We start from the raw sequence: 26,056 nt of genomic DNA, 5'->3' as shown, positions 1-26,056 counted from the left end.
TTTGTTCTTTTTTGGAGTTATCGGATGAAAGTTACGCTGCCTGATTTTCGCCGCGCCGGTGTGCTGGTGGTCGGTGACGTCATGTTGGATCGCTATTGGTATGGGCCGACCAGCCGCATTTCACCGGAAGCCCCGGTGCCGGTGGTCAAGGTCGATACCATCGAAGAGCGTCCCGGCGGCGCGGCTAACGTGGCGATGAACATCGCTTCGCTGGGCGCCACTTCCCGCCTGGTGGGTCTGACCGGCATCGACGATGCGGCGCGGGCGCTGAGCGCCAAACTGAATGAAGTCAACGTGCGCTGCGACTTCGTCTCGGTGCCGACCCATCCGACCATCACCAAGCTGCGCGTGCTGTCGCGCAACCAGCAGCTGATCCGTCTCGACTTCGAAGAAGGCTTCTCCAACGTCGATCCGCAGCCGATGCTGGAGCGCATTCAGCAGGCGTTGCCGCAGATCGGCGCGCTGGTGCTGTCCGATTACGCCAAGGGGGCGCTCAGCCAGGTGCAGGGCATGATCCAGCTGGCGCGCGCCGCCAAGGTGCCGGTGCTGATCGATCCGAAAGGCTCCGATTTCGAGCGCTATCGCGGCGCGACGCTGCTGACGCCGAACCTGTCCGAGTTCGAAGCGGTGGTGGGCCACTGTAAGGATGAGGCGGAACTGGTGGAACGCGGCATGAAGCTGGTGGCGGATTTCGAGCTGTCGGCGCTGCTGGTTACCCGCTCCGAACACGGCATGACGCTGCTGCAGCCTGGCGTTGAGCCGCTGCACTTGCCGACTCAGGCGCAGGAAGTGTTTGATGTGACCGGCGCCGGCGACACCGTGATCGGCGTATTGGCCGCCTCGCTGGCCGCCGGCAACTCGCTGGAAGAGTCCTGCTTCCTTGCTAACGCCGCCGCCGGCGTGGTGGTGGGTAAGCTCGGTACGTCTACCGTGTCGCCCATCGAGCTGGAAAACGCGGTGCGCGGCCGCGCCGAAACCGGCTTTGGCGTGATGACCGAAGCGCAGTTGAAAAACGCCGTGGCGCAGGCGCGTCAGCGCGGCGAGAAAGTGGTGATGACCAACGGCATCTTCGACATTCTGCATGCCGGCCACGTCTCTTATCTGGCCAACGCCCGCAAGCTGGGCGATCGCCTGATCGTTGCGGTGAACAGCGATGCGTCGACCAAACGCCTGAAAGGGGAAAAACGCCCGGTCAACGCGCTGGAGAACCGCATGATCGTGCTGGGCGCGCTGGAAGCGGTGGATTGGGTGGTGCCGTTCGAAGAGGACACGCCGCAGCGCTTGATCGCCGACATCTTGCCGGATCTGCTGGTGAAAGGCGGCGATTACAAGCCGGAAGAGATTGCCGGCAGTGCGGAGGTGTGGGCCAACGGCGGCGATGTCAAAGTGCTGAACTTTGAAGACGGCCTGTCGACCACCAACATCATCAAAGCGATCAAAGACGGGCGCGGCTAACGCCGGGCGACGTAAAGTACAAGGGCGCGCGGTGCGCGCCCTTGGCGGGAATTATTCGTCTTCCTGCTTGGCGGCCGGCGCCGCGCTCAGCTTGCTTTCCAGCTCGGCCATGCGCTGCTCCAACAGCGCCAGCTTCTCGCGGGTGCGCAACAGCACCTGAGTCTGCACGTCGAACTCTTCGCGGTTAACCAAATCCAGACGGGTCAGCTGCGACTGCAGCACCTGACGGATTTTTTTCTCAACGTCTTCCCCGAATTCACGAACGCCTTTAGGCATGGACTCATGAACCTGGCGTGCGATTTGTTCGATTTTTTTCGGGTCAATCATGGCGTATCCCTTTCAGAGTTTAATAGCTGCCGCTTAGTGTAATGCGAGTTGCCCGTCGGATAAACCATTAAGCGCATTCGCCGTACGTGGCCGAATTGTGCTTTTGCCAATTGCCCTGCCTACCCATTAGCGTTATAGTCATCTTGCTTATTCTCAGGGCGGGGTGAAAGTCCCCACCGGCGGTAAATCACCTTCTACGGTGAAAGCCCGCGAGCGCTCAGCCAGCCTGTAAAGGCCGGTTAGAGGTCAGCAGATCCGGTGTAATTCCGGGGCCGACGGTTATAGTCCGGATGGGAGAGAGTAACGGTATCTGCCGGGCATGCGCCCGCTTGCGTTATTTTTTTAGCTACTGCTAGCTACTCCTCAAGATCGCCCTGGTTCTGGTAATCCATAATTTTTAATGAGGTTTTTTACCATGAATCAGACGCTACTTTCAGACTTCGGCACGCCAACAGAACGCGTTGAACGCGCGATCGACGCACTGCGCAACGGGCGCGGCGTAATGGTGCTCGATGATGAAAACCGTGAAAACGAAGGTGACATGATCTTCGCCGCGGAAACCATGACCGTTGAGCAGATGGCGCTGACCATTCGCCACGGCAGCGGTATCGTGTGCTTGTGCATCACCGAAGAACGCCGTCAGCAGCTTGAGCTGCCGATGATGGTGACCAATAACTCCAGCCAGTTCCAGACCGCCTTCACCGTGACCATCGAAGCGGCGCAGGGCGTGACCACCGGGGTTTCCGCTTCCGATCGCCTGACCACCATCCGTGCGGCGGTGGCAGACAGCGCCAAGCCGAGCGACCTGAACCGCCCGGGCCACGTGTTCCCGCTGCGCGCGCAGCCGGGCGGTGTGTTGAGCCGTCGCGGCCACACCGAAGCGACCATCGATCTGGTTTCCATGGCCGGTTTCAAACCAGCCGGCGTGCTGTGTGAACTGACCAACGACGATGGCAGCATGGCGCACGCGCCTGAAGTGATCACCTTCGCCAAACAGCACGACATGGTGGTGCTGACCATCGAAGATCTGGTGGCCTACCGCCAGGCGCACGAGAAAAAAGCCAGCTGATAGCCGGCCGCTTTCAACGATAAAAAAAGCCGCGTAAAGCGGCTTTTTTTGTGGCTACCGTTTTGACAGGCGTTCGCCGATGCGGCTGGCGTAATTCATCACGTGGAAGGTGTAGTTCTCCTCCACCGTGCCCTGGAACAGATGCGCCCAGGGGCCGATGGCGTAGATGCCGAGATCTTCCCCGCCGTGCGTCTCGCTGTTCAGCGGCACCAGCGCCGGCTGAATAAAGTCGGGCGCGGTGGTTTGCTCCATGGTCAATGCCGGGCGCTCGGTCAGCGGGATCGCGCCGCCGGGGCCATTGGCGAAACCGAGGGTGGTGTAGGGCTTGCCGTCGCTGCCCAGCCGAGGTTTGCCGTCGACGCCGACGGAAATGCCGAGGATAGGATTGCCGCGCTTGGCATAGCCGGCGATGGTCAGCGTGTGGCTGTGATCGCCGGTCACTATCACCAGCGTGTCGTCCAGATCGACCTTATCGACGATGGTTTTCACCGCTTCGTTCAGGGCGACCGCGTCGCTCAGCGTGCGGTAGGCGTTGCCGTTATGGCTGCCATGATCGACGCGCCCACCCTCCACCAACAGCAGATAACCCTCAGGATTCCTGGACAGAATATCGATGGCCTTGCCGGCCATTTCCGCCAGTGAGGGTTCTCCCGCCGCGTCTTGTCGCCGGTTGTGCTCGAAGTTCATGTGCGACGGCTCGAACAGAGCCAGCAGATGGTCGACGTTGCCCGGTTCGATTTTGTTGAACTGCGCCTGATTCCAGACGTATTGTCCGCGCTCGCCGTAGCGTTGCAGCCAGGCCTGCGTCAGGTCGCGGCCGTCCTTTCTGGCACCTTTCTTGCCGGGGTATTCCGGATCGCTCACGCTGTCGGGCAGGAAGTTGGCGCGCCCGCCGCCCATCGCTACGTTCAGGCCGTTGCCGTACTTCATTTCCACCAACTGGCGCGCGATGTCGCGGCAGCCTGCGGCCAGGGCATTTGCCGGCATTTTGGCGTCAGACTCCCAGTCGCGATTGGCGATATGGGCATAGGTGGCGCCCGGCGTGGCGTGGGTAATGGTGGCGGTCGTCACGGCGCCGGTGGACATGCCGAGCGTTGCGGCCATCTCCCACAGCGTGGTGACGGCCTTGGTTTGCTGATCCTCGCAGTTGTTGAGGGTAGCCGTATGATCGAGACCCATCAGATCGTTGATGGTTTTGACGCCGGTGGTCATCGCCACCGCGCTGGGCGCAGAGTCGGTGATTTGGGCGTCGGCGGAGTAGGTTTTGGCCGCCGCCAGATAGGGGAAGGCCTCCCAGGCCAACACGTTGGATTCGCCGTCCACGCCGCGCTGCTGCCCTTCAAAAATGCGGGCGGCGGTCACGGTGGAAAACCCCATGCCGTCACCGACGACCAGAATGACGTTTTTGGCGCGGTTGGTGTTTGGGGTTTGTTTCAGTCGCTGTTGCAGCTGAGTTTGCGCCTGAAGGAAGTAAGGATCTTCGCGCTGCGTCAGTTGCGCGTTGTCCGCCGCGCCGGTGGTTGCCGTCCAGCCGGCGAGTAAGAACATGGAAAGCGCCAGGCGGGTTGCCAGTGTGAGTCTGAACATGAATTCCTCCTTGGTGAGACGTAATTCCTATCGCGCGACGGCGTTGCCTGCTCCCGTCGGCAGAGGAGGAGTGTATAGATTTTGTTAACAAAAAATACATAAATTGTTCACAAATTGGATCTGTGTGGCAGTAATGTCATGGTATTCACTGATCTTATTATTTTATTGAAAGATATGATTTTTTTATCTTTCTGTTGACCGGCGTATTTCTCTACTTTTAATTCAAATTTATTGAATATCTTCATCACGGTTATCCGGCTGTGTTGCTGCGGCAAAGCGCGTAATGTAGCGGCATAGCACAATTTGAACTAAGGATCCCTCTATGAACACCTCTCGTATGCCGGCACTGTTTCTTGGCCACGGTAGCCCGATGAACGTGCTGGAAGACAACCGTTACACCCGGGCATGGCGTGCGTTGGGTGATTCATTGCCGCGCCCGAAGGCGATCGTGGCGGTTTCCGCGCATTGGTATACCCGCGGCACTGCGGTCACCGCGATGGAAAAACCCAAAACCATTCACGACTTTGGCGGGTTCCCGCAGGCGCTGTTTGATACCCGTTATCCGGCGCCAGGCTCTCCCGCGCTGGCCGCGCAGCTGCAGCACATTCTGGCGCCAGTGCCGGTAACGGCTGATCTCGGCGAGTGGGGGTTGGATCACGGCACCTGGGGCGTATTGATCAAGATGTATCCCAATGCCGATATCCCAGTGGTGCAGCTCAGCGTCGACGGCACGCAGCCGGCGGCTTACCACTATGAGCTGGGCCGCAAACTCGCGGCGCTGCGGGATGAGGGCGTGATGATCGTCGCCAGCGGCAACGTGGTGCACAACCTGCGCATGGTGAAATGGCAGGGCGACACCAGCGCCTACCCATGGGCGGAATCGTTCAATAACTTTGTCCGGGATAACCTGCGTTATCGGGGCGATAATCACCCGCTGGTGGATTTCATGCGCCATGAGGGCGCGGCGTTGTCGAATCCGACGCCGGAACACTATCTGCCGTTGCTGTATGTGCTTGGCGGTTGGGATGGAAAAGAGACCATCAGCGTGCCGATCGACGGTATCGAAATGGGGGCGCTGAGCATGCTGTCGGTACAGGTGGGGTAAAGAAAGAACGCCAGTCAGAGACTGGCGTTTTTGCTTTCAGCGGGGCGATCAGCCGAGAATAGTGTGCGGATAGAAGCGCGACAGATCCTGCGTGATCAGTTCGCGATCTTCGCGCAGGCCGATGCCGCAGGGTTGATCGTTCACCAGCCAGCTGCCGATCAGCGTGTAGCTGTCTTCGAACTTCGGCAGCGGATGGAACTGCTGCACGATCATGCCTTCTTCACCGTACGGCCCATCGACGCGCGCCACTTCCTGACCGTTTTCGACGATCTGGATATTGGCGCCTTCCCGCGAGAACAGCGGTTTGGTGACGTAATGATCCATCGGCGGATGATCGTCTTGCGCGAAATAAGCCGGCAGCAGGTTAGGGTGGTTCGGGAACATTTCCCACAGCAGCGGCAGCAGCGCCTTGTTGGAGATGATGCTCTTCCAGGCCGGCTCCAGCCAACGCACGCCGGCGTCTTCCAGCTTGGTGGAGAACATCTCGCGCAGCATGAATTCCCACGGGTATAGCTTGAACAGGTTACCGATCACCTGATCCTGCAGATCGGTGAACTGGCCTTTCTCGCCAAGGCCAATCTCTTCCATGAACAGGAATTCGGTCGGCAGACCGGCTTCCTGCGCGCAGTCCTGCAGATATTGCACCGTGCCGCGATCTTCTTCGCTGTCCTGGCAGCACGCCAGGTGCAGCAGGCCGAAGCCGTGGTGCGCTTTCAGCTCGCCGAAACGCTCGATCAGCTTCTCCTGCAGGCTGTTGTACTGATCCGATTGCGGATCCAGCTTGCCGGCATTGATCTGGTCTTCCAGCCACAGCCACTGGAAGAAGGCCGCTTCATACAGCGAGGTCGGCGTATCGGCGTTGTTCTCCAGCAGCTTCGGCGGGTTGACGCCGTCGTAGGCCAGATCGAGACGCGAATACAGCGACGGCTGGTTGGTGCGCCAGGAGCTGCGCACGAACTCCCAGGTGTGTTTCGGGATGCAGAACTTGGCCATCAGCTCGTCGCTGCCGACCACTTTTTCCACCACCTGCAGGCACATCTGATGCAGCTCGGCGGTGGCGCTTTCGATCTCTTCAATCTGCGCCAGCGTGAACTGGTAATAGGCGTCTTCACACCAGTACGGCTCGCCGTACATGGTGTGGAAACGAAAACCGAACTCGGTCGCTTTTTCACGCCAGTCCGGGCGCTCGGTAATAGCAATACGTTTCATGCATCAACCGCCCATGCTGCGAGAGCCGGAGTTGGAAGTGGCGCTGCTGCGCTGCATGCTGGTCTGCTTGGCCACGGTCTCGCCGAAACCACCGCGGGTCACGGTATTGGTGACCGCAGGCTTCGGCGCCATGGCGGTTTTCGGCACCGTCATGGTGCGGCCGCCGGCGGTGGCCGGGCCGTAGCTCTTGCCGCTGGCGTCGACAAACTTGCCGTTCGCCGGGCTGGCGGCGTTCTTGGAGGTGAACAGCGGCTGCTGCGCGAAGCCGGAACCGCCCATCAGGCGGCCCATCATGTAGCCCGCCATCAGCGGCATCCAGAAGCTGCCGCTGCTTTGTGATTCCGCCGCCATGCCGGCCTGTGCCGGAGCCTGGGTACACTGCGCTTCGCCGAACTCGGCGACGCAGTCTTCGCGAGTGGCGTATTTCGGCGCGGTTTTCGCGGCTTCTTTCAGGGCATTGTTGTAGGCGGTGGTGCACTGCTCGCTCATCGAAGGATTGGCGCGCGAACAGTCATCGGCATTCTGATACAGGGAGACCGTTTCATCGCTCTTCTCGCAGCCGGCCAGCATAAAGACGGCGCTGATCGCCAAAGCCACGGGCGCGACACGGTAGCTGCGCCAGGATTTGCGGAACGTCTCTTGGTTGATGTTTTTTGTCCGTTTCATCGTTATCAATCCCATCATGCGGGCTGTTTTCGCCCTTTCCCAGTAGTGGCGCTAAGGATAGGGGAAACATGGTCAAAATTAAAGCTGAAACGCCCGCAGAATCGACTCTTTACGCAGTTATACGTTGGGGTGTGCGCCAGTTCGCTTTCGCGGCGAAAAAACGCGCGTTGGCGTTTCATCATGAAACGTTGTCGCTATGATGATGTTCCATAATGGAACAAAAATCGCGTGGCTCGCCAGGTGGGCGGCAGGCGCTCATAGTCGAAGCACAACAACAAGCCGGCGGCGAAGTCGGCGCGTCATCACCTGATATCTGAACGTACCATCGCCAACTCCCTACAAGGATCCGGTTATGTTGAGAATCATCCAGTCACCAGGCAAATACATTCAGGGCGCCAATGCGCTGGCCGCCGTCGGCGAATACGCCAAATCCCTCGCCGACCATTATTTCGTGATCGCCGACGACTTCGTGATGCAGCTGGCGGGCGACACCCTGATGGGCAGCCTGCGGCAGCACGGCGTGAAACATCATGCGGCCCGCTTCAACGGCGAGTGCTGCCGTAAAGAGATAGACCGGCTTGGCTGCGAGCTGCAGACCCATGGCTGCCGCGGGGTGATCGGCGTCGGCGGCGGCAAAACGCTCGACACCGCCAAGGCCGTCGCCCACTACCAACGGCTGCCGGTGGTGCTCATTCCCACCATCGCCTCCACCGATGCGCCGACCAGCGCGCTGTCGGTTATCTACACCGAACAGGGCGAATTCGCCGAATACCTGATCTACCCGCGCAACCCGGACATGGTGGTGATGGACAGCGCCATCATCGCCAACGCGCCGGTGCGCCTGCTGGTGGCCGGCATGGGCGACGCGCTCTCCACCTATTTCGAAGCGCAGGCCTGTTTCGACGCCCAGGCCACCAGCATGGCCGGCGGCAAATCGACACTGGCGGCGCTCAGTCTGGCGCGGCTGTGCTACGACACGCTGCTGGCCGAAGGGGTGAAGGCCAAGCTGGCGGTCGAGGCCGGCGTGGTGACGGAAGCGGTGGAACGCATCATTGAGGCCAATACGTATCTGAGCGGCATCGGCTTCGAGAGCAGCGGGCTGGCGGCGGCGCACGCCATTCACAACGGTTTCACCGTGCTGGAGGAGTGTCACCACCTGTATCACGGCGAGAAAGTGGCGTTCGGCACCCTGGCGCAACTGATGCTGCAGAACAGCCCGATGGCGCAGATTGAAACCGTGCTGGTGTTTTGTCATGACATCGGCCTGCCGATCACGTTGGCGCAGATGGGCGTCACCGGCGATGCGGCGGCGAAGATGATGGCGGTGGCCGAGGCCAGCTGCGCCGCGGGTGAAACCATTCACAACATGCCGTTCAAGGTCACCCCTGCGGGCGTGCAGGCGGCGATCCTGACGGCGGATAGGCTGGGCGCCGCCTGGTTGCAGCGTCATTGATACCGTTGGGGCGCGGTGCGCCGCGCCCCTGTTCTTACAGAGGAAACCATCGTGAAAAAACTGATTAATCAGGTCGAGTCGGTGTTGGAAGAGCAATTGCAGGGGCTGGCGGAGGCCCATCCCGAGCTGCTGGTGCATGCGGATCCGGTGTTCGTGACCCGCGCCGACGCGCCGGTGGCGGGCAAGGTGGCGATCTTGTCCGGCGGCGGCAGCGGCCATGAGCCGATGCACTGCGGCTTCGTCGGTGAAGGGATGCTCGACGGCGCCTGTCCGGGCGAGATTTTCACCTCGCCGACGCCGGATAAAATGTACGAGTGCGGTCAGGCGATCGACGGCGGCGCCGGGGTGCTGCTGCTGATCAAGAACTACACCGGCGACGTGCTCAACTTCGAAACCGCCACCGAGCTGCTGCACGACAGCGGCGTCGCGGTGGCGACGGTGCTGGTGGATGACGACGTGGCGGTCAAAGACAGCCTGTTTACCGCCGGGCGGCGCGGGGTGGCTAACACCGTGCTGATGGAGAAACTGCTGGGCGCCGCCGCGGCGCGCGGCGACGATCTGGACGGCGTGGTGACGCTGGGGCATCGCATCAACAACCACGGGCATTCAATCGGCATCGCGCTGGGCGCCTGTACCGTGCCGGCCGCCGGCAAGCCGTCGTTCACCCTGGCGGAGAACGAAATGGAGTTCGGCGTCGGCATTCACGGCGAGCCGGGCATTGCGCGCCGCCCGTTCACCACGCTCAACGCGGCGGTGGACGACATGTTCCATACGTTGATCGACCACGGCCATTATCAGCGCGCGATCCGCGTCTGGGATCGTCAGCAGGGCGAGTGGCGCGACGAGATGCAGACCAAGCAGCCGCTGACGCGCGGCGATCGGGTGATCGCGCTGGTCAACAATCTGGGCGCCACGCCATTGTCTGAGTTGTATGGCGTGTACCATCGGCTGGCGGAGCGCTGCGCCGAGGCGGGCATCATCATTGAACGCAACCTGGTGGGTTCTTATTGCACCTCGCTGGATATGCAGGGGGTGTCCATCACGTTGTTGAACGTGGACGACGAGCTGTTGTCCTTGTGGGATGCGCCGGTGAAAACGCCTGCGCTGCGTTGGGGTTGCTGAGGAGGAATCATGGCGTTGACCAAACAACAGGTTGTCGATTGGCTGATGCGTTGCGGCGAGGTGTTCAGCCGGGAGCGCGATTTTCTGACCCAGCTGGACACCGAGATCGGCGATGCCGACCACGGTTTGAACATGAATCGCGGTTTCAACAAGGTGGTGGAAAAGCTGCCGTCGGTGGCGGACAAGGATATCGGCTTTATCCTGAAAAACACCGGCATGACGCTGCTGTCGAGCGTGGGGGGCGCCAGCGGTCCGCTGTTCGGCACCTTCTTCATCCGCGCGGCGCAGGCGGCGAACGCCAAGCAGAGCCTGGATCTGGCGGAGCTGCATCAGGTGATGCAGGAAGGGGTGGAAGGCGTGGTGATGCGCGGCAAGGCGGAGCCGGGCGACAAGACCATGTGCGACGTCTGGTGGCCGGTGGTGGACAGTCTCGGCCAGTCCGCGCAGCAGAACCTGAGCGTGGCGGAGGCGCTGCAGCGCGCCGCCGACAGCGCCGAGCGGGCGGTGGAGAGCACCATCACCATGCAGGCGCGCAAAGGGCGGGCCAGTTACCTGGGCGAGCGCAGCATTGGCCACCAGGATCCCGGCGCCACTTCGGTGATGTTGATGATGAAAACGCTGGCCGAGGTCGCCGGCAGTTAGCAGGAGGCGAGATGATTAATATCGTGGTGGTTTCGCACAGCGCGTTGCTGGCGCGCGGCGTTGAGCAGTTGGCGCGGCAGATGATGCGCGGCGACGGCTGCAAACTGGCGCTGGCGGCGGGCGTGGATGACGAGCAGCACCCGATCGGCACCGACGCGGTCAAAGTGATGGAGGCGATCGAAGCGGTCGCCGACGGCGACGGCGTTCTGGTGCTGATGGATCTGGGCAGCGCGCTGCTCAGTGCCGAAACCGCACTCGATCTGCTGGATCCGGATCTGGCCGCCAAAGTGCGGCTGTGTTCGGCGCCGCTGGTTGAAGGCACGCTGGCGGCGGTGGTGGCCGCCAACTCCGGCGCCTCGCTGGAGCAGGTGGTGGCGGAGGCGCAGGGGGCGCTGCAGGCCAAACAGGCACAGCTGGGCGAGGCTTCACCGACGGCGAAAAGCGTGGCCTTGCCGCTGGCGCAGGGCAAAAGCGCAACCTGGACGGTGCAGAACCCGCATGGGCTGCATGCGCGCCCGGCGGCGCGGCTGGTCGAGACGCTGGCGCCGTTCAAGGCCGAGCTGGTGCTGGAGAAGCAGGGGCAGTGCGTCGATCCGCGCAGTCTCAATCAGCTGGCGCTGCTGCAGGTGCGTCACGGCGACACCGTTCGCCTGATCGCCGACGGCGCGCAGGCGGACGAGGCGCTGGCGGCATTCAAAGCGCTGGCGGAACAACATTTTGGCGAGACGGTCTCCGAGCGGCAGCAGCCTTCGCTGCACGGTATCCCGGTGGCGGAAAGCGTCACCAGCGGGCCGGTGTTTCAGGCCCACAGCTTCTGGCCGCCAACCGCCGATCGGCGTATCGGCGCGGACGAGGTGCTGGGCGAACAGCAACGCCTGCGGGAGGCGTTACAGCACACGCTGAGCGATCTGAACCGGCTGGCGGAACGCACCGGCACGCTGATCGGCAAGCCGCAGGCGGCGATCTTCGGCGCCCACAGCATGCTGCTGGACGATCCGGATCTGCAGCAGGCGGCTTACACCCGCATCGCGCAACAGCTGTGCAGCGCCGAGCAGGCCTGGCGGCAGGTGCTGGAGGCGATCGCCGAAGAGTACCGCGAGCTGGATGACGACTACATGCGGGCGCGCGAATTGGACGTGCGCGACATGCTGCGCCGCACGCTGTGCCATCTACAGAGGCTGCCGCTGCCGGTTATTGCGCTCGCAGAACCGTCAATATTGGTGATGGACGAACTGATGCCTTCGGAGGTGGTGATGCTCGATCGCCGGCTGGTGCTCGGCATCTGTCTGAGCGGCGGCAATGCCCTGTCGCACAGCGCCATTCTGGCGAAGGCGATGGGCATTCCGATGGTGGTCGGCATGCAGGATTGCCTGAGCAAAACCCGCAGCGGACAGAAGGCGATGCTGGACGCCGCGCGCGGGGTATTGCAGCTCAGCCACTAAGCGCGCAGCTTGAACTGGCGGATGTCGATCCCGTGCTGTTTGATCTTCCGCCACAGCGTGGTGCGGCCGATGCCCAGCAGCTGCGCCATCTCCGTCACCTGGCCGCGGCTGACGGTCGCCGCGCGCAGGATCGCCTGGCGTTCCATGTCCGTCAGCGTCAACAGCGGCGCGCCGGGCTGCGGATCGCTTTCCAGCAGCGACGGCTGGCCGAGCAGGTGCGCCGGCAGATCCGCCAACTGGATGTGGTGGCCGTGGCAAATCATCGCCGCGCGCTCCACCACCCCTTTCAGTTCCAAATCGTTGCCCGGCCACAGATAAAGCGCCAACTGGGCCATCACCTCGTCATCCACCCGGAAGCGACACTGAAAATGCTGCTCCAGCGTGCGCAGATGGTGTTTGACCAGCAGCGGAATATCGCTCAGCCGCTGGCGCAGCGGCGGGATCTGGATCTCGAACGCCTGCAGGCTGTAAAACAGCTGGCGGCGGAAGCGGTTTTGCTGCACCAGCAGCGGCAGGTCGGCGGCGCTGCCGGCGATGACTCGGACATCGACCGGGATCACCCGGCTGGAATTGAGGCGGATCACCACGCCGGTTTTCAGCACCTGCAGCAGCGCCGACTGCATCTCCGCCGGCAGGTATTCGATCTGTTCGAGATACAGCGTGCCGCCGTTGGCCAATTCGAATTTGCTGAGCTGGCCCGCCTCTTCTTCGCTGGCGTCGCTGCCCAACAGTTCACGCAGCCCCTGCGCCTGCGGCAGCAGCTGGCAGTTGAGGGCGATATACGGCCCGGCGGCGCGTTCGCCGGCGTTGTGGATAGCCTGGCTGAGCAGCTCTTTGCCAACCCCTTCCTCTCCGCGCAGCAGGATCGGATGCTGGCCCTTGGCCGCCTGCTGGCCGTAACGGATCAGCCGCCGCATTTCCAGCGAGGCGGAGGGCATTTGCTCGAAACTGTGGCTGACGCGCCCCAACTGGCTGCTGACGTACTGGCGCAGCCGCTCGAGCGGGTGCAGCAGGGCGATGAAACTGCAGCGATCGCCGTCGAAAATCGGCTTTAGCGTCAGCAAAGCGGCAATAAACTGCCGCTGGCTTTCGAAGGTGACTTCGACGTGTTGCAGCGGCTGCCGGTCGGCGATGGCGCGCTTGAGCAGGGCGGGCAGCGTCAACAGCTGCGCCAGCGGTTTGCCCTGGCTCTGCTGTTCGTCCAGCTTCAGCAGGCCGGCGGCGCGCTGGTTGATGTATTGCAGGTAGCCGCGGTGATCCCAGGCCATGACGCCGTCGTCCACGCCGTCCAGCAGGCCGTAAAGTTGATTCAGATGGCGGTTGGATTCCGCCAGCAGGCCGTCGGCGTTCAGCGAGTTGCCGATTTCGCGGGCGATGGCCAGCGTCAGCGACAGATCGCCGGCGGCACAGTCGGCCAGCAGGCAGCCCAGCGCGATCGAGCCGCGCTGGCGGCCGCTGTTGTCGTAGACCGGCGTCGCGCAGAATGACCAACCGTGCAGCGCCCGGCGCACGTGCTCTTCACCGCTCACTCGTACCGGGTGGCCTTCCGCCGCCGCCAGCGCCGGAGCATTGGTGCCGATCTGCCCCTCGGCCCAGTAGGCACCGGGGGCGAACCCCAATTGCTGCAAAAGCTCCCAGGTTTGGGCGTCGCCGCATCGCCACAGCATGCAGCCGCTCTCGTCGAAGATCATCAACAGACAGCGACGCGGCTCCATGTATTCGCAGGCGTCTTCCAGCGCCGCCTGGCCGAGCGTCAGCAGATCGTTCTTGCGGCGGCAAATCGATTCGAAGGTGGCGCCCTGAGCGCGGTGCGGTGCTTGCCAGACATCGGGTTGCATCAGGCTGCGGCAGCGCAGCCAGGAGGCGTACACCGCCGGCGTCGGGCGCAGCGGCGGCGGCAATTCGCCATCGTTAATCAGACGCTGCCAGCGTGAATCGTTGTCCATCGAACCTCATCCAGACTGCGAAAACGAGAGTGACGATGATACCACCTGACGCGGCGGCGGCTGTGAGGCGGCGGGCAGAAGCGGGGAAAATCGGGACAAAAAAAACGGGGCGCGGCGCAGGCCGGACCCCGTGTTTGTCAGCGTGCGCGCATCAGTTGCGGAATGGGTTGCCGCTGTTGCGAGCCGGTTGGCTGGTGGTAACGGCCGGCGCAGATGCGCGAGTGGCCGCCGGTGCCGGCGCCGCAGTTTGTTGCATCGGCGCATTGTCCTGATAGCCGTCCGCATAGGCGTCCTGCGCGCGATTCTGCGGTGCGACGGCGTCAGGCGCGGTCGATACCGGTTTGCCCAACGCGCCGTTCAACAGCAGCAGATCGTTCTGGTTCAGCGTGCCGAGCGCCGACTTGATGTTCAGTTGGTTGATCAAATAGGTATAACGCGCGTCGGACAGCTGACGTTTGGCGTTATACAGCGTGGTGGTGGCGTCCAGCACGTCGACGATGGTGCGGGTACCGACCTGATAACCGGCTTCCATCGCGTCCAGGGAGCTTTGCGCGGAGATCACCGCCTGTTTGTAGGCGTTGATGCTGCTGATCGAAGCGTTAACGTTGTTGAACGACGAACGCACGGTCTGCACCACGCTGCGGTGTGAGCTTTCCAACTGCTCGCTGGCGCCGACGAAGCCGTACTGCGCTTGTTTCACCTGCGAATTGGTCGCGCCGCCGCTGTACAGCGGCAGGTTGAAGCTCAGACCCACTTTGTTTTCACCGAGGTCTGCGTCGCGCGTGGTGTTGCGTGAGCCGCCGTAATTGTTGTTGGAGATCGCCGTGGAGGCGCTGAAGTCCACTGTCGGCATATAGCCGGTCTGCGCGGCGCGGATCTGTTCGCGCGCCAGATCCTGGCTCAGGCGGGCGGACAGCAGGCTCAGGTTGCGCGCTTCCGCTTCTTTCAGCAGGTTGTTCACCGCTTCCGGGCGTTGGGTGCTGAAGCGATCGGTGTTCAGCGAGGCCAGCTCGGGGTAGAAGGTGCCGGTGACCTGACGCAGCGTTTCCAGCGCGTTGTCCAGATCGTTGCGGGCGGAGACTTCCGCCGCCAGCACGGTGTCGTAGTTCGAGCGGGCGTTCTGCACGTCGGTGATCGCCACCAGACCCACGTTGAAGCGCTGGGTGGTTTGATCCAGCGTGCGGTACACCGCGTCTTTCTGCGCCTGGGTATAGGACAGCGTATCGATCGCTTTCAGCACGTTGAAGTAAGCGGTCGCCGTGTTGAGAATAAGCTGTTGCTCAGCGGTCTGGAAGGTGACGTCGGAGATGCCGGCGGTCTTTTCCTGCAGCGTCAGTTGGCGCCATTTCGACATGTCGAAGATGGTTTGCGTCAGCGCCAGCGAGCCGCTTGTGCTATCGCTATGGGTGTCGCGGCTGTCTCGATACCCGCTGGTGTAGTTGTAACCGGCGGTCAGGCCGAGCTGCGGCAGCAACGGGCTGCGCGCTTCGTTGATCTTTTCGAATGCGGCGTCGCGGTCAGCTGCACTTTTGCGCAGATCCGGGTTACTTTCCCTGGCCTGTTTGTAGACCTGCAGCAGGTTCTCTGCCTGGCTCATTGCACTGAAGCCGCCCAGGCTCAGTCCGATAAGAAGGGGGAGCAGTTTCTTCATTTGCATTCCTTGTTGTGCAGCAATATTGCTATGTTAGCGCTGACGATAGACGAAATAGTTGCCGATTCTAGCAGAGTCTGAGGTACGCATCAGGTGGCTGAATGTGCCATCTCACGTAACTTTTACCTTTCAGACCGCCCATTTACCTTGGCGTACTGCCCGGGTCGACTGCAGCTGATATTATGGCTGACAATCCGGATTGTTTCCCGCTATTACCTGCGAGCGCACAAACGTGCCGCATCCGGCGGCGAAAAACAGCCTAACATAAAGCCGCGGCGGAGAGTCCCGCTGTTTCTGTCATCAAAACCGTTTATTTTATCGGCATACTCAAGCAGGAGAATTCGCGCATGAACCGTTCGCAGCCGTCGCCCGTTACTTTCGATAAAAAAGATGTAGAAATTATTGCACGCGAGACGCTGTACCGTGGTTTTTTTTCACTCAATTTATACCGGTTTCGCCACCGGTTGTTCAATGGTGAAATGAGCCCTGAAATCACGCGTGAAATTTTCGAACGCGGCCATGCGGCGGTGCTGCTGCCCTACGATCCGGTGCGCGACGAGGTTGTGCTGGTTGAACAACTGCGCATCGCCGCGGTCGATACCAGTAATTCGCCCTGGCTGCTGGAAATGGTGGCGGGTATGATCGAAACCGGTGAAAGCGTCGAGGACGTATGCCGCCGCGAAGCGCAGGAAGAGGCCGGCGTGGTGGTCGGGCGCTGCAAACCGGTGCTGAGCTACCTGGCCAGCCCCGGCGGCACCAGCGAACGTTTGTCGATCATGGTCGGCGAAGTGGACGCCGGCACCGCCGAGGGCATCCACGGCCTGGCGGAAGAACATGAAGACATCCGCGTCCATGTGGTCAGCCGCGAACAGGCTTACCGCTGGGTTGAGGAAGGCGCGATCGATAACGCCGCATCAGTGATTGCATTGCAATGGCTGGCGTTGCACCATGAATCGTTGAGAAAAGAGTGGGCCAACTAATGAAACAGCGCTATACCCCTGATTTCCCCGAAATGATGAGATTGTGCGAAACCAACTTCGCGCAATTGCGCCGCTTGCTGCCGCGCAACGACGAAGCGGGCGAAACGGTGACTTATCAGGTGAACGGCGCCGGCTATCGTTTGACCATCGTTGAGTCCACGCGTTACACGTCGCTGGTGGAGATCGAGCAGATCTTTCCGGCGGTCAGCTACTGGAGCCTGCCCGCGATGACGGTGCGGTTGTACCATGACGCCATGGTTGCGGAAGTGTGTTCCAGTCAGCAGATCTACCGCTTTAAAGCGCGTTATGATTATCCTAATAAAAAGTTGCATCAACGCGACGAAAAGCATCAAATTAACCAGTTTCTTGCTGATTGGCTGCGCTACTGTTTGGCGCATGGAGCGATGGCGGTTCCGGTTTGTTAGACAGACTGAAATAACAAAGGACACCATTTGGAAAGCCTGTTTAAACTGCCCGTGGCGAGTGGGGCCGCGGTCAGGATTCTACAAATAACAGATACCCACCTTTTTGCCGGCGAACACGAGACGTTGCTCGGCATCAATACCTATCGCAGCTATCACGCGGTGCTGGACGCCATCCAGGCGCAGCGCCGCGACGTCGATTTGATCGTCGCCACGGGAGATTTGGCGCAGGATCATTCGCAAGAGGCGTACCGCCACTTCGCCGCCGGCATCGCGCAACTGCCGGCCCCCTGCGTGTGGCTGCCGGGCAACCACGATTTTCAACCGGCGATGGTCGACGCGTTGGCCGCCGCGGGCATTGCGCCTTCCAAACAGGTGCTGTTGGGTGATAACTGGCAAGTGCTGATGCTGGACAGCCAGGTGTTCGGCGTGCCGCACGGCGAATTGAGCGAATACCAGCTGGAGTGGATGGAGCGTTGCCTGCAGGCTCACCCCGAGCGCTATACGCTGCTGCTGCTGCACCATCATCCGCTGCCTTCCGGTTGCACCTGGCTCGATCAGCACAGCCTGCGCAACCCGCATATGCTGGGCGCAATCCTGCTGCGTTATCCGAAAGTGAATACCGTGGTGTGCGGGCACATTCACCAGGATCTGGATTTGGAATGGCAGGGTCGGCGCCTGTTGGCGACGCCGTCCACCTGCGTGCAATTCAAGCCGCACTGCACGAACTTCACCATCGACGACGTTTCCCCCGGCTGGCGCTACCTCGATCTGCTGCCGGACGGTCGCGTCGAGACGCAGGTGTTCCGCCTGGAAAACGACGATTTCCGCCCCGATATGGACTCGGATGGATACTGATGCCTTCGACACTGCTCTACCTGCACGGTTTCAACAGCTCGCCGCAGTCGGCTAAGGCGGTGGCCTTCAAGGCCTGGCTGGCCGAACACCATCCCGATATCGAGATGCTGGTACCGCAGCTGCCGGCCTTTCCGGCGGAGGCCGCCGAGATGCTGGAAAATCTGGTGCTGGAACGCGCCGGGCAAACGCTCGGGCTGGTCGGCTCGTCGCTGGGCGGCTATTACGCCACCTGGCTGTCGCAGTGTTTTTCCCTGCCGGCGGTGGTGGTCAACCCGGCGGTCAAGCCGTTTGAGCTGCTGGTCGACTATCTCGGCGCCAACGAGAACCCCTACACCGGCCAGCAATATGTGTTAGAGTCTCGGCACGTTTACGATCTGAAAGTGATGCAGATCGATCCTTTGGAGTCGCCGGATTTAATCTGGCTGCTGCAGCAAACGGGCGATGAAATTCTCGATTACGGCCAGGCAGTGGCGTATTACACCGCGTGTCGGCAAACGGTGGAGTCGGGTGGAAACCACGCCTTCGTCGGTTTCGAGCACTACTTCCCCCAGATTGTGGATTTTTTAGGGCTAAACGCGGTCTGACGGACCGTTCCGGCACCTCCCTTTAACCACGAAAAAATAATCAACGATGACTCAATCCAGCTATAACGCTGATGCCATTGAAGTACTCAGCGGTCTAGAACCAGTGCGCCGTCGTCCCGGCATGTATACCGACACGACGCGCCCAAACCACCTCGGCCAAGAGGTGATCGATAACAGCGTCGACGAAGCGTTGGCCGGTCACGCCAAGCGCATCGACGTGATCCTGCACGCCGATCAGTCGCTGGAAGTGATCGACGACGGCCGCGGCATGCCGGTGGACATCCACCCGGAAGAGGGCGTGCCGGCGGTTGAGTTGATCCTGTGCCGGCTGCACGCCGGCGGTAAATTCTCGAATAAAAACTACCAGTTCTCCGGCGGCCTGCACGGCGTTGGCATCTCGGTGGTCAACGCCCTGTCGAAGCGGGTGGAAGTCAACGTGCGCCGCGACGGCAACGTCTACGGCATCGCCTTCGAAAACGGCGACAAAGTGCAGGATCTTACGGTGACCGGCACCTGCGGCAAACGCAACACCGGCACCAGCGTGCACTTCTGGCCCGACGAACAGTTCTTCGACAGCCCGCGTTTCTCGGTATCGCGCCTGACTCACCTGCTGAAAGCCAAAGCGGTGCTGTGCCCCGGCGTCGAGATCTATTTCATCGACAAGGTGAACAACACCGAGCAGCGCTGGTGCTACCAGGACGGCCTGACCGACTACCTGATGGAAGCGGTTAACGGCCTGATAACCCTGCCGGAAGCGCCGTTCGTCGGCAATTTCGCCGGTGACACCGAAGCGGTGGACTGGGCGCTGCTGTGGCTGCCGGAAGGCGGCGAGCTGCTGACCGAAAGCTACGTCAACCTGATCCCGACCATGCAGGGCGGCACTCACGTCAACGGCCTGCGTCAGGGGCTGCTGGACGCGATGCGCGAGTTCTGCGAATTCCGCAATATTCTGCCGCGCGGCGTGAAGCTGTCGGCGGAGGATATCTGGGATCGTTGCGCCTACGTGCTGTCGGTGAAGATGCAGGATCCGCAGTTTGCCGGGCAGACCAAAGAGCGTCTCTCCTCGCGTCAGTGCGCGGCCTTCGTTTCCGGCGTGGTGAAAGACGCCTTCAGCCTGTGGCTGAACCAGAACGTTCAGGCGGCGGAACAGCTGGCCGAGCTGGCGATCTCCAGCGCCCAGCGCCGCCTGCGCGCGGCCAAGAAAGTGGTGCGCAAGAAGCTCACCAGCGGGCCGGCGCTGCCGGGCAAGCTGGCGGACTGCACCTCGCAGGATCTGGCCATGACCGAACTGTTCCTGGTGGAAGGGGATTCGGCGGGCGGATCGGCCAAGCAGGCGCGCGATCGCGAGTATCAGGCGATCATGCCGCTGAAGGGCAAGATCCTGAATACCTGGGAAGTGTCCTCGGACGAAGTGCTGGCCTCGCAGGAAGTGCACGACATTTCCGTGGCGATCGGCATCGATCCGGACAGCGAAGATCTCAGCCAATTGCGCTACGGCAAAATCTGCATCCTGGCGGATGCGGATTCCGATGGCTTGCATATCGCCACGCTGCTGTGCGCGCTGTTCGTGCGCCACTTCCGTTCGCTGGTGAAAGGCGGCCACGTCTATGTCGCCATGCCGCCGCTGTATCGCATCGATCTCGGTAAAGAAGTGTTCTACGCGCTGGATGAAGAAGAGAAAGCCGGCGTGCTGGAACAGCTGAAGCGCAAGAAGGGCAAGCCGAACGTGCAGCGCTTTAAAGGGCTGGGCGAGATGAACCCGCTGCAGCTGCGCGAAACCACCCTCGATCCGAACACCCGCCGTCTGGTGCAACTGACGGTGGCGGAGGATGACGTCGATCAGACGCTGGCGGTGATGGACATGCTGTTGGCCAAGAAGCGTTCGGAAGATCGCCGCAACTGGCTGCAAGACAAGGGCGACATGGCCGAATTGGCGGTCTGAGCCTGACCCTGGCCCGGTGAAACGCCGGGCCGGCTTTCCCGCAGGGCGTTCATGCGGCGCCCGATAACCTGGGCCGGAATGCATGAAGATCACGCTTGAAGAATTGCTGGCGTTCACCTCGGTGGTCGACAGCGGTTCCATCACCGCCGCCGCCGATCAGCTCGGCCAGACAACATCCGGCATCAGCCGCGCGCTCAGCCGCCTGGAGAATAAGCTCGATACCACCCTGATGCGCCGCACGACGCGTCGTTTGGAGCTGACCGAAGAGGGGCTGAGCTTCCTGAACCATGCGCGTACGATCATCAGCTCGGTGGAAAATGCCGAAGAGCAAATGGCGGTGCGCCGGCAAATGCCCGCCGGGCGGCTGCGGATCAATGCGGCCGCACCTTTTATGGAGCACGTCATCGTGCCGCTGGTGGCGGGGTTTAGAGAACGTTATCCGCAAATTTCGCTCGAGCTGAACACCGACAACCTGATTATCGATCTGCTGGAAAAACGCACGGATATCGCCATTCGCATCGGTGCGTTGCGTGATTCGACCATTCATGCGCGCGCGCTGGGAGCCAGCCGGCTGCGCATCCTCGCCAGCCCGGTTTATCTGCAGCAGCACGGCACGCCGCAGAGCGTGGAGGAGTTGCATCGGCATTGTCTGCTCGGTTTTACCCAGCCGGAGTCGCTTAACCAGTGGCCGTTGCGCTATCGCCAGGCGCCGCATTTCACCATCACGCCGACTATCTCTGCGTCCAGCGGGGAAACGTTGCGGCAATTGGCGCTGCGGGGCGAGGGGATCGTACAGCTGGCAGACTTTATGACCCGCCGCGATCGGGAAGCCGGCAAGTTGGTGACGTTGCTGGAGCAGGAGACGCTGGACGTGCGCCAGCCGATCAATGCGGTGTATTACCGCAATACGCAATTGGCGGCGCGCATCACCTGTTTTCTTGACTACGTCAGCGCGCACATCGACGCGCAGACGTTATAAGGCGGAGCTTACAGGGCGTTTTCCAGGATGTATATCTCGGTGTCCAGCACGCTGTCCTTGATGGTCTCGCGGTGTTTGAGCATGTGCTCAATGGCCAGGTGTTTTTCCAGATGCGCCATGCTTTCCCATTTCTCCAGCATGAATACCGAATCCGGCGACCGTTTCTGCCAGGGTGCCTGGGTATTGCTGTCGACCATCGGCGTATATTCGCCGCAGCCGTCTTCCGCCAGCACCAGCGGCACCAGTTTTTCAATGGCTTGCAGTACGGTGGCGCGGTGGCCGGGTTTCACTTTGATTTCTGCGATTACGGTGATCATGTCTGCCTCGTTGATGAGAATGTTCTGCGTCAGTTAAGCAAAAATTTTCGCCAAATGCTCGCGATAACGTGCGATATCCGCTTCGATATCCGGTTGTTTTATCACGTTATTGCAGATAAAGGTCGGCAGCGCTTCCATTCCCAGGAACTGGTTGGCCTTGTGGAAGTGCAGGTAAACGCCGTCGACGCCGATACCGTGGAAGAACTGATCGGGATCGGTGAAGGCCTCCATCGGGGCGTTCCAGGTCAGGCTCAGCAGGTATTTTTTGCCCTGGATCAGGCCGCCGGAGCCATATTTTTTGCTTTCGTCAGAACGAGAGCGACCGTCGTTGGCATACAGGCTGCCGTGACCGGCGGTGAACACTTCATCGATGTATTTTTTCAGGATCCAAGGTTCGCCCATCCACCAGCCCGGCATCTGATAGATGACCGCGTCGGCCCACAGGTATTTCTGTACTTCGGCTTCGATGTCATAGCCGTCGTCGACCACGGTGACCTGCACATCGTGCTGCAGATCGCGCAGGAAGCCTTCCGCCACGTCGCTCAGGGTTTGGTTGAGTTCGCCGTTGGAATGGCCGAATTGTTTTTTAGCGTTGATAATCAGGATATTGCTCATCTTTCGCGGCTCCCGTCAGAGTTAAGATATGGCATGCTTCCCGCTGAAAAGGCGGAAACCATCTCGCTGGTGACGAGTGTAATCGTGAGTCAGGCAAGTAAAAATGCGATCCAGCGCACAACAGTGTTGACTGCCAGTCAATAAAGAGGCCGCCAGGTAGCGAAATTTTGCATAAACCGCATCGCGCAACCGGCCGCCGGCGGCGATCCTTGCGCCAACTGTGACAGCTACCCCGCAGATGGGTTACTATCGCGGGCAGAATCGACAAGCGATGCCTTTTGTCGTCCAAGGGATTGCCAAGCCACGGTCTGAGGATAATTGAGTAATGAGTGATCTGACTCATGACGGTGTAGAGCGTTTACCGCTGCACACATTCACTGAAAACGCCTATCTGAACTATTCCATGTACGTCATCATGGATCGGGCGTTGCCGTACATTGGCGACGGTTTGAAGCCGGTACAACGCCGCATCATCTACGCCATGTCTGAACTGGGGCTGACCAACAGCGCCAAATTCAAGAAATCCGCCCGCACCGTGGGCGACGTGCTGGGTAAATACCACCCGCACGGCGACAGCGCGTGTTATGAAGCCATGGTGCTGATGGCGCAGCCGTTCTCGTATCGCTATCCGCTGGTGGACGGCCAGGGGAACTGGGGCGCGCCGGACGATCCCAAGTCGTTCGCGGCGATGCGTTATACCGAATCGCGCCTGTCCAAATACGCCGAGGTCCTGCTGGCCGAACTGGGCCAGGGCACGGTCGACTGGATCCCGAACTTTGACGGCACGCTGCAAGAGCCGAAGATGCTGCCGGCGCGTCTGCCGAACATCCTGCTGAACGGCACCACCGGCATCGCGGTCGGCATGGCGACCGATATTCCGCCTCACAACGTGCGCGAAGTCGCCGCTGCTGCGGTGGCGCTGCTCGACAAGCCGGGCGCCTCGCTCGATGACCTGCTCGAGTTCGTGCAGGGGCCGGACTTCCCGACCGAAGCCGAGATCATTACCCCGCGCGATGAAATTCGCAAAATTTACCAGAGCGGCCGCGGCTCGGTGCGCATGCGCGCCGTGTGGAAGAAAGAGGACGGCAGCGCGGTGATCACCGCCTTGCCGCATCAGGTCTCCGGCGCCAAGGTGCTGGAGCAGATCGCCAGCCAGATGCGCGCCAAGAAGCTGCCGATGGTCGAGGATCTGCGCGATGAATCCGATCACGAGAACCCGACGCGTCTGGTGATCGTGCCGCGTTCCAACCGCATCGATCTGGAGCAGGTGATGAATCACCTGTTCGCCACCACCGATCTGGAACGCAGCTACCGCATCAACATGAACATGATCGGTCTGGACAACCGCCCGCAGGTCAAAGGGCTGGTGGAGATCCTCACCGAATGGCTGGCCTACCGTCGCGATACGGTGCGCCGCCGCCTGAACTACCGCCTCGAGAAGGTGCTCAAGCGTTTGCATATCCTCGAAGGTTTACTGGTGGCGTTCCTCAATATCGACGAGGTGATCCACATCATCCGCAGCGAGGATGAGCCGAAGCCGGTGCTGATGCAGCGTTTCGGCATCTCCGATACCCAGGCGGAAGCGATCCTCGAGCTGAAACTGCGTCACCTGGCCAAGCTGGAAGAGGTCAAGATCCGCGGTGAGCAGGACGAGCTGGCGAAAGAGCGCGATCAACTGCAGGCGCTGCTGGCGTCCGAGCGCAAGTTGAATACGCTGATTAAGAAAGAGATCCAGGCCGACGCGCAAACCTACGGCGACGATCGCCGTTCGCCGCTGACCGAGCGTGCGGAAGCCAAGGCGATGAGCGAGCACGATTTCGTGCCGTCCGAGCCGGTGACCATCGTGCTGTCGGAAATGGGCTGGGTGCGCAGCGCCAAGGGCCACGACATCGATCCGGCAGGGTTGAGCTACAAGGCCGGCGACAGCTTCCGCGGCGCGGCGCGCGGCAAGAGCAACCAGCCGGTGGTGTTCATCGATTCTACCGGGCGCAGCTATGCGCTCGATCCGATGACGCTGCCTTCGGCGCGTGGGCAGGGCGAACCGTTGACCGGCAAGCTGACGCCGCCGCCGGGTGCCACCATTGAGCAGGTGCTGATGGCGGCCGACGATCAAAAACTGCTGATGGCGTCCGACGCCGGTTACGGTTTCGTTTGCACCTTTAACGATCTGGTGGCGCGCAACCGCGCCGGCAAGGTGATGATCACGTTGCCGGACAACGCCAGAGCGCTGCCGCCGATGGAAATTCACGGCGCAGACGATATGCTGCTGTCGATCACCGCTGCCGGGCGCATGTTGATGTTCCCGGTCGCCGATCTGCCGCAACTGTCGAAGGGCAAGGGCAACAAGATCGTCTCCATTCCGGCGGCGCAGGCCGCAGCCGGTGAAGACAAGCTGGCCTGGCTGTTCGTGCTGCCGCCGCAGGCGTCCGTCACGTTGTACGTCGGCAAACGCAAGCTGACGCTGCGTCCGGAGGATCTGCAGAAGTTCCGCGCGGAGCGCGGCCGCAAGGGCACCCAGCTGCCGCGTGGCCTGCAGCGCATCGATCGCGTCGAAGTGGATGCGCCGGTGCGGGCGTCGGGAGGCGACAGCGAAGAGTAAGCGTTGGCGCCGGCGTTAAAGGGCGGTCGCAGCATGCTGTGGCCGCCTTATTTATTTTTGCTGGCGTTTATTTTCCAAATAGTTAACATTTCTGCGCATAAAATTATTGTGCGTACTGCCGCCTGGCAGGAAAATAGCGAGAAATGCAGGCGACATCGGCGTGCTTACCGCCTGGCCGGCAAATAATGAGTAAAGGAATCTGCGCAGCGAAGTAAACTGCGTTGGCAGTGTGCTAATGAGGTTGTTATGTTATTGATTTTGCGTGCCGTTCTCGCCACTCTTTTCTGTATTCTGGTGTGTATTTTCGGTTCTGTTTATTGCTTGTTCAGCCCGCGCAACCCTCGCCACGTGGCGACCTTCGGCCATCTTTTCGGCCGCCTGTCGACGCTGTTCGGCATCAAGGTTGAAACCCGCGTACCGGCCGATGCGGCCAACAATGGCAACTGCATCTATATCGCCAACCACCAAAATAACTACGACATGGTGACGGCCTCCAATATCGTGCAGCCGCGCACCGTGACCGTCGGTAAAAAAAGTCTGGTGTGGATCCCGTTTTTCGGCCCGCTGTATTGGCTGACCGGTAATCTGCTGATAGATCGTGATAATCGCGCCAAGGCGCACGGCACCATCGCCCAGGTGGCGGAGCAGTTCAAAAAGAAAGACATTTCGATCTGGATGTTCCCGGAAGGGACCCGCAGCCGCGGTCGCGGGCTGATGCCGTTTAAAACCGGCGCGTTCCACGCGGCCATCGCCGCCGGCGTGCCGATTGTGCCGATCTGTGTATCAACCACCAGCGGTAATATAAATCTTAATCGCTGGAATAACGGTCATGTGATCGTCGAGATGTTGGCGCCGGTGGATACCAGCAAATACGGCAAAGAAAACGTGCGTGAGTTGGCGGCCCATTGCCGTGAGCTGATGGAGGCGAAAATCGCCGAATTGGACGCCGAAGTCGCCCAGCGCAACGCCGCCAAAAAATAAGAGTCTACCGGCTTCAAAGAATAGGGTTTTAATTGGCGTTCAGCGCCGTTAACGCCTGAACGCCTGCTAATCTTGATTGGCGGGCGTTTGGGTTTTTCACACGGT

At 61.0% G+C, this 26,056-nt stretch carries 23 protein-coding genes and 1 riboswitch; of the genes, 15 read left to right on the top strand and 8 right to left on the bottom strand.

What is annotated here, in order from left to right; all coding sequences use genetic code 11:
- The first annotated feature begins 24 nt into the window (after nucleotides 1-24).
- Complete coding sequence (gene hldE / locus ACJ8PL_RS18635) at nucleotides 25-1,455, top strand: bifunctional D-glycero-beta-D-manno-heptose-7-phosphate kinase/D-glycero-beta-D-manno-heptose 1-phosphate adenylyltransferase HldE (RefSeq protein ID WP_004937214.1); 1,431 nt, start codon at nucleotides 25-27, stop codon at nucleotides 1,453-1,455.
- Between the two features lie 51 nt (nucleotides 1,456-1,506).
- Here the strand turns inward: hldE and ubiK are convergent, their stop codons facing one another.
- The gene (gene ubiK / locus ACJ8PL_RS18630) at nucleotides 1,507-1,782 is read right to left on the bottom strand and encodes a ubiquinone biosynthesis accessory factor UbiK (RefSeq protein ID WP_004937216.1); all 276 of its coding nucleotides are present in this window, start codon (nucleotides 1,780-1,782) and stop codon (nucleotides 1,507-1,509) included.
- A gap of 145 nt (nucleotides 1,783-1,927) precedes the next feature.
- Nucleotides 1,928-2,088, top strand: a riboswitch (FMN riboswitch).
- A gap of 109 nt (nucleotides 2,089-2,197) precedes the next feature.
- Here ubiK and ribB point away from each other — a divergent pair.
- Nucleotides 2,198-2,851: a 3,4-dihydroxy-2-butanone-4-phosphate synthase gene (gene ribB / locus ACJ8PL_RS18625; RefSeq protein ID WP_004937218.1), complete on the top strand. Its 654-nt coding sequence runs from the start codon at nucleotides 2,198-2,200 to the stop codon at nucleotides 2,849-2,851.
- A 54-nt stretch (nucleotides 2,852-2,905) separates the two neighbouring features.
- Here the strand turns inward: ribB and ACJ8PL_RS18620 are convergent, their stop codons facing one another.
- A complete protein-coding gene (locus ACJ8PL_RS18620) occupies nucleotides 2,906-4,438 on the bottom strand; it encodes an alkaline phosphatase (RefSeq protein ID WP_442531320.1) in 1,533 nt (510 codons plus the stop codon).
- Between the two features lie 322 nt (nucleotides 4,439-4,760).
- Between ACJ8PL_RS18620 and ygiD the strand changes: the two genes are divergently transcribed.
- The gene (gene ygiD, locus ACJ8PL_RS18615) at nucleotides 4,761-5,543 is read left to right on the top strand and encodes a 4,5-DOPA dioxygenase extradiol (RefSeq protein ID WP_097101371.1); all 783 of its coding nucleotides are present in this window, start codon (nucleotides 4,761-4,763) and stop codon (nucleotides 5,541-5,543) included.
- A 48-nt stretch (nucleotides 5,544-5,591) separates the two neighbouring features.
- Here ygiD and ACJ8PL_RS18610 read toward each other — a convergent pair whose 3' ends face one another.
- Nucleotides 5,592-6,752, bottom strand: a complete 1,161-nt coding sequence (locus ACJ8PL_RS18610) for a glutathionylspermidine synthase family protein (protein ID WP_016930148.1) — start codon at nucleotides 6,750-6,752, stop codon at nucleotides 5,592-5,594.
- 3 nt (nucleotides 6,753-6,755) lie between these two features.
- Nucleotides 6,756-7,418, bottom strand: a complete 663-nt coding sequence (locus ACJ8PL_RS18605; RefSeq protein WP_004937226.1) for a DUF1190 family protein — start codon at nucleotides 7,416-7,418, stop codon at nucleotides 6,756-6,758.
- Nucleotides 7,419-7,770: 352 nt separating this feature from the next.
- On the opposite strand from ACJ8PL_RS18605, the gene ACJ8PL_RS18600 reads away from it, so the two are divergent.
- The 4 genes from ACJ8PL_RS18600 to dhaM are packed head-to-tail and all read left to right on the top strand — an operon-like array spanning nucleotide 7,771 to nucleotide 12,077.
- The gene (locus tag ACJ8PL_RS18600) at nucleotides 7,771-8,871 is read left to right on the top strand and encodes a glycerol dehydrogenase (protein WP_079450154.1); all 1,101 of its coding nucleotides are present in this window, start codon (nucleotides 7,771-7,773) and stop codon (nucleotides 8,869-8,871) included.
- 51 nt (nucleotides 8,872-8,922) lie between these two features.
- Nucleotides 8,923-9,993, top strand: coding sequence for a dihydroxyacetone kinase subunit DhaK (gene dhaK, locus ACJ8PL_RS18595; protein WP_016930146.1), 1,071 nt, complete (start codon nucleotides 8,923-8,925; stop codon nucleotides 9,991-9,993).
- 9 nt (nucleotides 9,994-10,002) lie between these two features.
- Nucleotides 10,003-10,635: a dihydroxyacetone kinase subunit DhaL gene (gene dhaL, locus ACJ8PL_RS18590; protein ID WP_016930145.1), complete on the top strand. Its 633-nt coding sequence runs from the start codon at nucleotides 10,003-10,005 to the stop codon at nucleotides 10,633-10,635.
- 11 nt (nucleotides 10,636-10,646) lie between these two features.
- On the top strand, nucleotides 10,647-12,077 hold the full coding sequence (gene dhaM / locus ACJ8PL_RS18585; protein WP_079450156.1) for a dihydroxyacetone kinase phosphoryl donor subunit DhaM: 1,431 nt from the start codon (nucleotides 10,647-10,649) through the stop codon (nucleotides 12,075-12,077).
- Here the strand turns inward: dhaM and dhaR are convergent.
- Together dhaR and hasF are read right to left on the bottom strand one after the other, a co-directional pair.
- On the bottom strand, nucleotides 12,074-14,023 hold the full coding sequence (gene dhaR, locus ACJ8PL_RS18580; RefSeq protein ID WP_079450157.1) for a dihydroxyacetone kinase operon transcriptional regulator DhaR: 1,950 nt from the start codon (nucleotides 14,021-14,023) through the stop codon (nucleotides 12,074-12,076). The two genes, dhaM and dhaR, sit on opposite strands and share 4 nt — an antisense overlap.
- A gap of 151 nt (nucleotides 14,024-14,174) precedes the next feature.
- The gene (gene hasF / locus ACJ8PL_RS18575; RefSeq protein ID WP_016930142.1) at nucleotides 14,175-15,674 is read right to left on the bottom strand and encodes a multidrug efflux transporter outer membrane subunit HasF; all 1,500 of its coding nucleotides are present in this window, start codon (nucleotides 15,672-15,674) and stop codon (nucleotides 14,175-14,177) included.
- Nucleotides 15,675-16,021: 347 nt separating this feature from the next.
- Here hasF and nudF point away from each other — a divergent pair, with 347 nt between their 5' ends.
- From nudF to ACJ8PL_RS18545, 6 genes are all read left to right on the top strand, one after another.
- The gene (gene nudF, locus ACJ8PL_RS18570) at nucleotides 16,022-16,654 is read left to right on the top strand and encodes an ADP-ribose diphosphatase (RefSeq protein ID WP_016930141.1); all 633 of its coding nucleotides are present in this window, start codon (nucleotides 16,022-16,024) and stop codon (nucleotides 16,652-16,654) included.
- Complete coding sequence (locus ACJ8PL_RS18565) at nucleotides 16,654-17,079, top strand: DUF1249 family protein (protein WP_004937244.1); 426 nt, start codon at nucleotides 16,654-16,656, stop codon at nucleotides 17,077-17,079. The genes nudF and ACJ8PL_RS18565 overlap by 1 nt, the downstream gene beginning before the upstream one ends.
- Before the next feature lie 27 nt (nucleotides 17,080-17,106).
- The gene (gene cpdA, locus ACJ8PL_RS18560; RefSeq protein WP_004937250.1) at nucleotides 17,107-17,934 is read left to right on the top strand and encodes a 3',5'-cyclic-AMP phosphodiesterase; all 828 of its coding nucleotides are present in this window, start codon (nucleotides 17,107-17,109) and stop codon (nucleotides 17,932-17,934) included.
- The gene (yqiA, locus tag ACJ8PL_RS18555; RefSeq protein WP_015379081.1) at nucleotides 17,934-18,518 is read left to right on the top strand and encodes an esterase YqiA; all 585 of its coding nucleotides are present in this window, start codon (nucleotides 17,934-17,936) and stop codon (nucleotides 18,516-18,518) included. The genes cpdA and yqiA overlap by 1 nt, the downstream gene beginning before the upstream one ends.
- A 46-nt stretch (nucleotides 18,519-18,564) precedes the next feature.
- Nucleotides 18,565-20,460 (top strand): DNA topoisomerase IV subunit B, encoded by a 1,896-nt coding sequence (gene parE / locus ACJ8PL_RS18550; protein ID WP_025304305.1) that lies wholly within the window; start codon nucleotides 18,565-18,567, stop codon nucleotides 20,458-20,460.
- A gap of 82 nt (nucleotides 20,461-20,542) precedes the next feature.
- Nucleotides 20,543-21,439 (top strand): LysR substrate-binding domain-containing protein, encoded by an 897-nt coding sequence (locus ACJ8PL_RS18545; protein ID WP_016930138.1) that lies wholly within the window; start codon nucleotides 20,543-20,545, stop codon nucleotides 21,437-21,439.
- 8 nt (nucleotides 21,440-21,447) lie between these two features.
- Here the strand turns inward: ACJ8PL_RS18545 and ACJ8PL_RS18540 are convergent, their stop codons facing one another.
- On the bottom strand, nucleotides 21,448-21,756 hold the full coding sequence (locus ACJ8PL_RS18540) for a putative quinol monooxygenase (protein ID WP_004937258.1): 309 nt from the start codon (nucleotides 21,754-21,756) through the stop codon (nucleotides 21,448-21,450).
- A gap of 33 nt (nucleotides 21,757-21,789) precedes the next feature.
- Nucleotides 21,790-22,371 (bottom strand): NAD(P)H-dependent oxidoreductase, encoded by a 582-nt coding sequence (locus ACJ8PL_RS18535; protein ID WP_016930136.1) that lies wholly within the window; start codon nucleotides 22,369-22,371, stop codon nucleotides 21,790-21,792.
- A 325-nt stretch (nucleotides 22,372-22,696) separates the two neighbouring features.
- On the opposite strand from ACJ8PL_RS18535, the gene parC reads away from it, so the two are divergent.
- Entirely contained in the window at nucleotides 22,697-24,970 is a 2,274-nt protein-coding gene (gene parC, locus ACJ8PL_RS18530) for a DNA topoisomerase IV subunit A (protein WP_016930135.1), read from the top strand.
- A 246-nt stretch (nucleotides 24,971-25,216) separates the two neighbouring features.
- Nucleotides 25,217-25,951: a 1-acylglycerol-3-phosphate O-acyltransferase gene (locus tag ACJ8PL_RS18525; RefSeq protein ID WP_004937266.1), complete on the top strand. Its 735-nt coding sequence runs from the start codon at nucleotides 25,217-25,219 to the stop codon at nucleotides 25,949-25,951.
- The last annotated feature ends 105 nt before the right edge of the window (nucleotides 25,952-26,056 follow it).

This window comes from Serratia sp. CY83965 (genome assembly GCF_052166375.1).
Lineage (GTDB): Bacteria > Pseudomonadota > Gammaproteobacteria > Enterobacterales > Enterobacteriaceae > Serratia > Serratia marcescens.
The sequence above is the reverse complement of the archived record's forward strand: the minus strand, read 5'-3'. Positions and strand labels throughout refer to the sequence as shown.